This window comes from Kitasatospora sp. NPDC002965 (assembly GCF_040611255.1).
GTDB lineage: Bacteria > Actinomycetota > Actinomycetes > Streptomycetales > Streptomycetaceae > Kitasatospora.
Genome location: NZ_JBEXNT010000226.1, coordinates 1 through 8,482, shown reverse-complemented (window position 1 = coordinate 8,482; position 8,482 = coordinate 1). Strand labels below are relative to the sequence as shown.

At 72.8% G+C, this 8,482-nt stretch carries 8 protein-coding genes, 1 pseudogene and 1 riboswitch; of the genes and pseudogenes, 5 read left to right on the top strand and 4 right to left on the bottom strand.

Annotation, left to right across the window (positions count from 1 at the left end; genetic code table 11):
- Positions 1–187, bottom strand: a pseudogene (locus ABZY91_RS40605) (N-acetylglucosamine-6-phosphate deacetylase); the annotation flags it as partial.
- Positions 184–1,131, bottom strand: coding sequence for an ROK family protein (locus tag ABZY91_RS40600; RefSeq protein ID WP_329877169.1), 948 nt, complete (start codon positions 1,129–1,131; stop codon positions 184–186). The gene ABZY91_RS40600 and the pseudogene ABZY91_RS40605, both read right to left, overlap by 4 nt.
- A 367-nt stretch (positions 1,132–1,498) precedes the next feature.
- Here ABZY91_RS40600 and ABZY91_RS40595 point away from each other — a divergent pair, with 367 nt between their 5' ends.
- The 3 genes from ABZY91_RS40595 to otsB all read left to right on the top strand — a co-directional run bounded on the left by ABZY91_RS40595 (position 1,499) and on the right by otsB (position 3,912).
- A complete protein-coding gene (locus ABZY91_RS40595) occupies positions 1,499–2,740 on the top strand; it encodes an extracellular solute-binding protein (protein ID WP_355409096.1) in 1,242 nt (413 codons plus the stop codon).
- A gap of 10 nt (positions 2,741–2,750) precedes the next feature.
- Positions 2,751–2,984, top strand: coding sequence for a DUF3263 domain-containing protein (locus ABZY91_RS40590; protein ID WP_327679814.1), 234 nt, complete (start codon positions 2,751–2,753; stop codon positions 2,982–2,984).
- A gap of 85 nt (positions 2,985–3,069) precedes the next feature.
- Complete coding sequence (otsB, locus tag ABZY91_RS40585) at positions 3,070–3,912, top strand: trehalose-phosphatase (RefSeq protein WP_355409094.1); 843 nt, start codon at positions 3,070–3,072, stop codon at positions 3,910–3,912.
- Here otsB and ABZY91_RS40580 read toward each other — a convergent pair.
- Both ABZY91_RS40580 and ABZY91_RS40575 read right to left on the bottom strand, forming a co-directional pair.
- On the bottom strand, positions 3,896–5,365 hold the full coding sequence (locus ABZY91_RS40580; RefSeq protein ID WP_329877161.1) for a trehalose-6-phosphate synthase: 1,470 nt from the start codon (positions 5,363–5,365) through the stop codon (positions 3,896–3,898). The two genes, otsB and ABZY91_RS40580, sit on opposite strands and share 17 nt — an antisense overlap.
- Before the next feature lie 38 nt (positions 5,366–5,403).
- Positions 5,404–6,411: a glucosyl-3-phosphoglycerate synthase gene (locus ABZY91_RS40575; protein WP_355409092.1), complete on the bottom strand. Its 1,008-nt coding sequence runs from the start codon at positions 6,409–6,411 to the stop codon at positions 5,404–5,406.
- A gap of 149 nt (positions 6,412–6,560) precedes the next feature.
- Positions 6,561–6,695: riboswitch (SAM riboswitch) on the top strand.
- A 17-nt stretch (positions 6,696–6,712) separates the two neighbouring features.
- Here ABZY91_RS40575 and thrC point away from each other — a divergent pair.
- Both thrC and ABZY91_RS40565 read left to right on the top strand, forming a co-directional pair.
- Complete coding sequence (thrC, locus tag ABZY91_RS40570) at positions 6,713–7,993, top strand: threonine synthase (protein WP_329877157.1); 1,281 nt, start codon at positions 6,713–6,715, stop codon at positions 7,991–7,993.
- 79 nt (positions 7,994–8,072) lie between these two features.
- A complete protein-coding gene (locus ABZY91_RS40565) occupies positions 8,073–8,351 on the top strand; it encodes a ubiquitin-like small modifier protein 1 (RefSeq protein ID WP_329877155.1) in 279 nt (92 codons plus the stop codon).
- The last annotated feature ends 131 nt before the right edge of the window (positions 8,352–8,482 follow it).

Below are 8,482 nucleotides of genomic sequence, written 5' to 3'. Positions count from 1 at the left end.
AGCCGGGGACGACGGTGTACCCGGTCAGGTCGAGGTCACCGGCCGTGGTGGCGCCGCCGAGACCGGCGATCCGGGTGCCCTCGACGGCGAGACGGTCGCCCTCGACGATGCCGCCGGGCAGGACCAGCCGGGCGCCGGCCAGTGCGGTTCGCCGCGGCAGGGCCGCAGATTGATTCCGCGCGGTCACGCGGTCACCTCCATCGAGAGCAGATCCCAGGCGAGCAGGCCCGCGCCCAGGGACGCGGCGGTGTCTTTGAGCATGGCCGGTACGACCTCGGGGGGCATCTGGAAGGTCAGACGCTCGGTGACCGCGGCACGCAGCGGGGTGAAGAGGGTGTCCCCGGCTTCGGCGAGCCCGCCGCCGACGATCACCGTGGACGGGTCGAGCAGGCTCTGGGCCAGCACGATGCCGTCGGCCAGGGCCTCGACGGCGCGCTGCCAGACCGCGACCGCGCGGGCGTCCCCGGCGTCCACCGCGACGGCGCAGGATGCCGCGTCGGCGTCGGGGTCGCCCACGGCCTCGGCCCAGGCGCGGGAGACGGCGGAGGCGGAGGCGAGGGTCTCCAGACAGCCGCGGGCGCCGCAGCCGCACTGGGGGCCGCCGGGCCGGACCACCACGTGGCCGATCTCGCCGCCGTAGCCGTGGGCTCCGGCCTCGATCCGTCCCCGGATGCCGATGGCGCCGGCGATACCGGTGCCGAGGGCGATGAAGAGGAAGCGTTCGACGCCCCGGCCGGCGCCGAGCCGGCCCTCGGCGAGACCCCCGGACCGCACGTCGTGGCCGAGGGCGACCGGCATGGCGCCGCCGTCCGCCGCGGCCAGGCGCTCTCCCAGCAGCTTGCGCAGCGGAAGGTCGCGCCAGCCGAGGTTGGCGGAGAAGACCGCGATGCCGTTCTTCTCGTCGATCGTCCCGGGGACGGCGACTCCCGCCGCCACGGGGGCGACGCCGAAGCGGCTGCGGCCTTCGTCCGCCAGGTCGGCGGCGAAGTCGAGGATGGCGGCGACCACGGCGTCCGTGCCGTGTTCCCGCCCGGTCGGGCGTCGTGCTTCGAACAGCACGGAGCCGTCCTGGGCGAGCAACGCGGCTTTCATGCCGGTGCCGCCTACATCGAGTGCGATGACGTGCTTCACGGAGGACAGTTTCCCTTGGGTGGGTCGGAGAGGTCTAGTCCAGTTGTCGGATTGGTCTGGTCCAACGGGGTGAGCTTTGTCGCAGAAGTATGCGGTGTGCGGCGCTTTGCACGAACCGGACCGGATCCCTTGAGGCCGGGTCCGGCAGGTCGGACGGCCGAATTTCATTGCGCATCGTGCAACGACCTCCGCACTTCGATAACTACCCGGCGCGGACCGGCCACAGGTGTGGACCACTGAGTGGCCTGTTTGGCACCCTTGCCGCCTCCCCCCGGCCGGATCCCCCCGATCCGGTTCGTCGCTCCCGCAAGACTCCCCCTCGAAGGCGGTACCCGCGTTGGACAGGCGCGCCAAGGTCCCCACCCGGTTGTCCGGCATCGCACTGGCCGGAGCACTGGTGCTCACCGGCTGCGGCGGCAAGGACGACGGCCCGATCACCCTCCGGCTGGTCGCGGCCGACTACGGCGAGAGCGCGGAGACCAGTTCCAAGCTGTACTGGGACGACCTCGCCCGGCGCTTCGAGACCGCCAACCCGGGCATCAAGGTGGACGTCCAGGTGGAGAGCTGGACCGACATCGGCAAGAAGGTCGACGACCTGGTCAAGAGCGGGAAGTCGCCCGACCTGCTGCAGACCGGCGGCTTCGCCGACCAGGCCGGCGCCGACCGGCTCTACACCGCCGCGGACGTGCTCTCGCTGGAGACCCAGGCGAACATCATGGAGTCGTTCTCGCACGCCGGGCAGGTGCTCGGCACGCAGTACGGCATTCCGTTCGTCTCCTCCTCCCGGGTGCTCTTCTACAACAAGGCGATCTTCCAGAAGGCCGGCGTCGACAAGCCGCCGACCACCTGGAACGAGCTCAAGCAGGCCGCCGAGAAGATCAAGGCCAAGGTGCCGGGCGTGACGCCGTACGGGCTCCCGCTCGGACCGGAGGAAGCCCCGGCCGAGTCGATGCTGTGGACGTTGAGCGGCGGCGGCAGCCTCTCCGACGACGTCGGCAACTACACCATCGACAGCACCCAGAACCAGGCGACCTTCAACTGGCTCAGGACCAACCTGGTCGCCACCGGGCTGACCTACCCCGAACCCGGCAAGATGAACCGCACCCCCGTGTTCAGCGACTTCGCCGCCGGGAAGGTCGCGATGCTGAACGGGCACCCGACCCTGCTGCGGATGGCCGCCAAGGGGAAGATCGACTTCGGCACGACGGCGATCCCGAAGAAGGACGGCCTGGCGAAGACCGGCAGCCTCGGGGTGGCCGACTGGATGATGGCCTTCAAGGCCAACGGGCACCGCAACGAGATCCGCAAGTTCCTCTCCTTCGTCTACGCGAAGGACAACCAGCTCAAGTTCGACGAGACCTACAACCTGCTGCCGGTCACCCAGGACGCCTTCGACGCGATCAGCAAGGACCCCAAGCACGAGGCCCTGAAGCAGTTCGCGGCCGGGCTGGGCAACGCGAGCTTCTACCCGTTCGGCGACCCGGCCTGGGTGGAGGTCTCCAACCGGATCAAGGCCGGGATCGGGGCGGCCGCGACCGCCGACCCCAAGCCGGTCCTGGAGGACCTCCAGCAGACGGCCGTCAAGGAGGCCGCGAGGCTCCGCAAGTAGGCTGGCCGGCATGGGCGCGGGTGAGCTGGACGAGCGGGACCGGGCGGTGCTGGAGCTGGAGGGCCGGTCGTGGCGGACGGCCGGCGCCAAGGAACGGGCCGTCCGGGAGGAGCTGGGACTCTCCAGCACCCGGTACTACCAGCTGCTGAACGCGTTGCTCGACCGACCGGAGGCACTGGCGCACGCGCCGGTGCTGGTGAACCGGCTCCGGCGGGTCCGGGACGCCCGGCGCGCGGCACGGTAGGCGGGCGCCGCCCCGGCGCCCGACCCGGGAGCCCGACCGCCGCGTCGACGGATGACCCCCGTCCGGCCCGGGTACGGTCCCTGTCATGGGCCTTGCTGAGATTGCGCGACCGCTGACGGACGACGGACGGGCGGGCCTGGCGGCGTTGCTCGAAGAGCCGCGGGCGGCGGTGGTCGCCCTGGACTTCGACGGCACGCTGGCACCGATCGTGTCCGACCCGAGCCGTGCCCGGGCGCACCCGGGCGCGGCGGACGCCCTGCGCGGCCTGGTGCCGCACGTCGGGGCGGTCGTGGTGGTGACCGGGCGCCCGGCCGGGCTGGCGGTGGAGTACGGGGGCTTCGCCGAGGTCGGCGGGGTGGTGGTGCTCGGGCACTACGGCGCGGAGCGCTGGGAGGCCGGTGAGCTGACCGCGCCGCCGGTGCACCCCGGGGTGGCCGCGGTCCGGGCGGCGCTGCCGGACGTCCTGGCGGCGGCCGGGGCGCCGGACGGGACGTGGGTGGAGGACAAGGGCCGGTCGGTGGCCGTGCACACCCGGCGGACGGCCGAGCCCGCCGTCGCGTTCGAGCGGCTGGTGGAACCGGTCGGCGCACTGGCGGCCGAGCACGGCCTGGTGGTGGAGCCCGGTCGGCTGGTCCTTGAGCTGCGACCGCCGGGGGTGGACAAGGGGGCGGCGCTGGAGGGCTTCCTGCGCGAGCGCGGCGCCCGGTCCGTGCTGTACGCGGGGGACGACCTGGGGGACGTCGCGGCCTTCGCGGCCGTGGAGAAGCTGCGCGGGGAGGGCCTGGCCGGCGTGACGGTCTGCAGCGGCGCGGTGGGGGACGCGCCGGTGCGGGAACTCGCCGACCGGGCGGACCTGGTGGTCCCGGGCCCGGCCGGCGTGGTGGAACTGCTGGCGGCGCTGGGGGAGGAGCTCAGCGCAGCGCGTTGAGCTGGTCGAGGAACCACTGCTGGGGCGGGAGCGCGGTCGCGGCGGCCACGAGCCGCTTGGTGCGGTCGGCGCGCTCGCCGGCCGGCATGGTGAGCCCGGCGTGCAGGGCCTCGGCGGTGGCGACGACGTCGTACGGGTTGACGGTGAGCGCGTCCTCGCCGAGCTCGGCGTGGGCACCGGCCTCGCGGGACAGGACGAGGGCGCAGCCGTCGTCGGAGACCACCGGGACCTCCTTGGCGACCAGGTTCATGCCGTCCCGGATCGGGTTGACCAGGGCGACGTCGGCCATCCGGTACGCGGCCAGCGAGCGCGGGAAGTCGTCGTCGACGTGCAGGATCACCGGCTGCCAGCCGGGGGTGGCGAACTCCTCGTTGATCTCCTCGGCCAGCGCCTGCACCCGGGCCGTGTAGGCGCGGTACTCGGCGAGGTCGGTGCGGGACGGGTAGGCGAAGGCGATGTGGACCACCCGGTCGCGCCACTCGGGGCGGGTGCGCAGCAGGTGCCGGTACGCCTGGAAGCCGCGGACGATGTTCTTGCTCAGCTCGGTGCGGTCGACCCGGACGACGGTCCGGCGGTCGCCGACGGCGGCGCGCAGGGTGGCGAGGCGGTCGTCGACGTCCGGGCGGTGGGCGCGCTCGCGCAGGAAGCCGGCGTCGGCGCCGAGACCGTGCACGCCGAGGTGGGTGGTGCGGCCCTCGTGGGTGACGGTGAGGGCGTCGCGGTCGACGGCGGCGCCGAGGACGGCTTCGCAGCAGTCGGCGAACGCGAGCGCCCAGCGCCGGGTGAGGAACCCGGCCCGGTCGGCGCCGAGGATGCCGGTCAGGACGGTCTCGGCGATGTCGTCGGGCAGCAGCCGGAAGTACTCGGGCGGGGCCCAGGGGGTGTGCGAGAAGTGGCCGATCCGCAGGTCGGGGCGGGCGGCGCGGAGCAGCGCCGGGGTCAGCGAGAGGTGGTAGTCCTGGACCAGGACGGCGGCGCCGGGTGCGGCCTCGGCGGCGAGGGCCCCGGCGAAGGCGGCGTTGTACGCGGTGTAGGCCTGCCACTCGGTGCGGAAGTCGGCGTCGAAGGCGGGCGCGGTCGGGGTGTCGTAGAGCAGGTGGTGGATGAACCACAGCGTCGAGTTGGCGACGCCGTTGTAGGCCCGGGCGAAGGTCTCCGGGTCTATGTCCAGCATCCGGACGGCCTGCCCGCCGACGTCGTGGCCGGCCCGGTCGAGGCGTCCGTCGGGGGCCTCCCGGGAGGCCCTGCGGTCGGCGTCGGAGAGGGCGGCGCAGACCCAGACGGCGTCCGGGTCGTCGATGGCGGAGAGCCCTGAGACCAGGCCGCCGCCGCCTCTGCGGAGGGTCAGCGTGCCGTCGTCCGCGGTGCCGAAGGACACCGGTCCCCGGTTGGACGCCACCAGGACGGGGGCAGTGCCGGTCGAATTCGAACGTTCGGTCGTGAGATCGCCCATGGTTGGTTGGTTGCCGGGGGTCCCGGGTCGCAAACCCCTCAGTGCCGGGTGGCGTATTCGGGGACGGTGTGCATCGGCGGGCGCTCGGTGGCGGTGACCGGGTGGGTGTGGGCCGTGAAGGCGCGGGTCTCCGGGTCTCGGGTGAACTGGGTGAGCAGCGGGTGGACCAGGTCGGCGGCGGCCTTGAGCCGGTGGGTGCGGTCGAGCCGCTCCAGGGCGGTGCGGTAGATGGTGGCGGCCATCCGGCCGAGCGCCTGGCCGTCCTGGTGGCGGTGGTGGCGGACGCCGACGTCCACCTGGGCGAGCGCGTCCAGCCCGGCCGTCTCCAGGGCGTCGACGAGCAGGCCGAGTTCGACGCCGTAGCCGGTCGGGAAGGGCAGACGTTCGAGCAGGGAACGGCGGGCCGCGTACTCGCCGCCGAGCGGCTGGACGAAACCGGCGAGTTCCGGCCAGTGCAGGTTGAGCAGGGGGCGGGCGACCAGTTCGGTGACCCGGCCGCCGCCGGCCGGGACGACCGCCCCGTCGGTCTCCAGCGGGCGGTCGTACATGGCCTTGACCAGGTGGATGTCCGGGTCGGTGAGCAGCGGGCCGACGATGCCGGAGACCAGGGCGGGATCGAACGCGCGCAGGTCGGCGTCGACGAAGCAGACGATCTCACCGCGGGTGACCAGCAGCGATCGCCAGAGCACCTCGCCCTTGCCGGGGGCGGCGGGCAGCCGCGGGAGGATCGTGTCGCGGTGGACGACGGTGGCACCGGCCTCGGCGGCGACCGCGGCGGTGGCGTCGGCCGAGCCGGAGTCGACCACGACCAGTTCGTCGACCAGCGGCAGCCGTTCCACCAGCTCGCGGCGGATGGTGCGGACGATGTCGCCGACCGTGGCCTCCTCGTCCAGGGCGGGGAGGACGACGCTGACCGTGCCGGCCGGGCCCAGTGCGCGCTTGGCCGCCAGCAGGACGTCCACCGGGCGGTCGGCCGCGCTCCACGAGCGTCGGCGCAGCCAGGACGCCGTCTCGGGGAGGAGCGCGGGGATCGGTTCGGCGGGCACTGTTCTCTCCTCGGCGAGGTGGGATGGGACGGGTCATCTCGCGTGGCGGACGATCCCGTTCGGGGTTGACGCCTTCGGATACAGTCTTCGTACAGCGGTCGCACCTTCGCACGCCGGGGTCTCCGCTGAGCATGACCACAACTTCACAGAGCTCATCCAGAGGGACTGAGGGAACGGCCCGTTGACGTCCCGGCAACCTTCTCGCGCGGCTGTTGTCAACAGCGCCGGCGGGACAGGTGCCAATTCCGGCCTGTGGCGCGCCCGCGTCACGGGGAAGATGAGGAGAGAGGCCTCCGCCATCATGGCTATCGACACCGCCGCACCCGTCACCGTTGACCTCGGCCCCGCCGCCGCGCTGTCCTGTCGCGAGTGCGGCACCCGGTTCCCGCTCGGCCCCAGCTTCGCCTGCGTGGAGTGTTTCGGCCCGCTGGAGATCGCCTACGAGTTCGGCAGCGAGGGCGCGGAGGAACTGCGCAAGCGCATCGAGGCCGGTCCGGCGTCGATCTGGCGGTACGCGCCGCTGCTGCCGGTGCCGGCCGACGTCGCCTCCAAGCCGAACCTGAACCCGGGGTGGACCCCGCTGGTGAAGGCCGACAACCTGGGCCGCGAGCTCGGGTTCACCGCCCAGCTGCACATCAAGGACGACTCGGGCAACCCGACCCACTCCTTCAAGGACCGCGTGGTGGCCTGTGCCATCGAGGCCGCGCGGGCCTTCGGCTACACCACGCTGTCCTGCTCGTCGACCGGCAACCTGGCCGGTGCGGTGGGCGCGGCCGCGGCCCGGGCCGGCTTCAAGTCCTGCGTGTTCATCCCGCACGACCTGGAGCAGGGCAAGGTCGTGATGGCCGGGGTGTACGGCGGCGAGCTGGTCGGCATCGAGGGCAACTACGACGACGTGAACCGCTTCTGCTCGGAGCTGATCGGTGACCCGGCCGGCGAGGGCTGGGGCTTCGTCAACGTCAACCTGCGGCCGTACTACGGCGAGGGCTCCAAGACGCTGGCGTACGAGATCTGCGAGCAGCTGGGCTGGCGGCTGCCGGAGCAGATCGTGATCCCGATCGCCTCGGGTTCGCAGCTGACCAAGATCGACAAGGGGCTGCAGGAGCTGATCAGGCTCGGCCTGGTCGAGGACCGGCCGTACCGGGTCTTCGGCGCCCAGGCGGCGGGCTGCTCGCCGGTGTCGGCGGCGTTCAAGGCCGGCCACGACGTGATCCGGCCGGTCAAGCCGGACACCATCGCCAAGTCGCTGGCGATCGGCAACCCGGCCGACGGCCCGTACGTGCTCGACATCGCCCGGCGTACCGGTGGCGCGGTGGAGGACGTGACGGACGAGGAGGTCGTGGCGGCGATCCGGCTGCTGGCCCGGACCGAGGGCGTCTTCGCCGAGACCGCGGGCGGGGTGACCGTCGGCGTGCTGAAGAAGCTGGTCGAGACGGGACAGCTGGACCCGTCGAAGGAGACCGTCGCGATCAACACCGGAGACGGCCTCAAGACGCTGGACGCCGTCTCGGAGGCCGGCATGACCGCTGTGATCCGGCCGACGCTGGCGTCGTTCCGCGACGCCGGCCTGGCGTCCGCCTGACCGGCCCGGACCCGTCCGGCACCGGCCCTCGCCGTCCTTCCCCGGTACACCCCCGCCCCGCAACGAGGAGAAGACCCCCATGAGCGCCAACGTCCGCATCCCGACCATCCTGCGCACCTACACCGGTGGTGCCAGCGAGGTGTCCGCCGAGGGCGCCACCCTGGGTGACGTCATCGCCGACCTGGAGAAGAACCACGCCGGGATCGCCGCGCGCATCCTCGACGACACCGGCAAGCTGCGCCGTTTCGTGAACGTCTACGTGAACGACGACGACGTGCGGTTCGCCGAGGGTCTGGCCACGGAGATCAAGGACGGCGCGAGCGTCTCGATCATTCCGGCGGTGGCGGGCGGCTGCTGAGCGCCTTTTCGCCGTTCCCGGCCGTGGGGGGGGCGGCGGGTGAGGGCGCGGCGGCCCCGCGGCCGCTGGGTGTGGCGGTTTTATTTGAGGGCGGGGCGGAGTCGTGTGGGGGGCGCGGGCAGACGCCGCCC

What these genes read in the sequence shown, in the direction of transcription:
- ABZY91_RS40590 (WP_327679814.1), top strand. Translation starts at nt 2,751, where the DNA reads ATGGGCGCGGGTGAGCTGGACGAGCGGGACCGGGCGGTGCTGGAGCTG.
- otsB (WP_355409094.1), top strand. Translation starts at nt 3,070, where the DNA reads ATGGGCCTTGCTGAGATTGCGCGACCGCTGACGGACGACGGACGGGCG.
- ABZY91_RS40580 (WP_329877161.1), bottom strand. Translation starts at nt 5,365, where the DNA reads ATGGGCGATCTCACGACCGAACGTTCGAATTCGACCGGCACTGCCCCC.
- thrC (WP_329877157.1), top strand. Translation starts at nt 6,713, where the DNA reads ATGGCTATCGACACCGCCGCACCCGTCACCGTTGACCTCGGCCCCGCC.
- ABZY91_RS40565 (WP_329877155.1), top strand. Translation starts at nt 8,073, where the DNA reads ATGAGCGCCAACGTCCGCATCCCGACCATCCTGCGCACCTACACCGGT.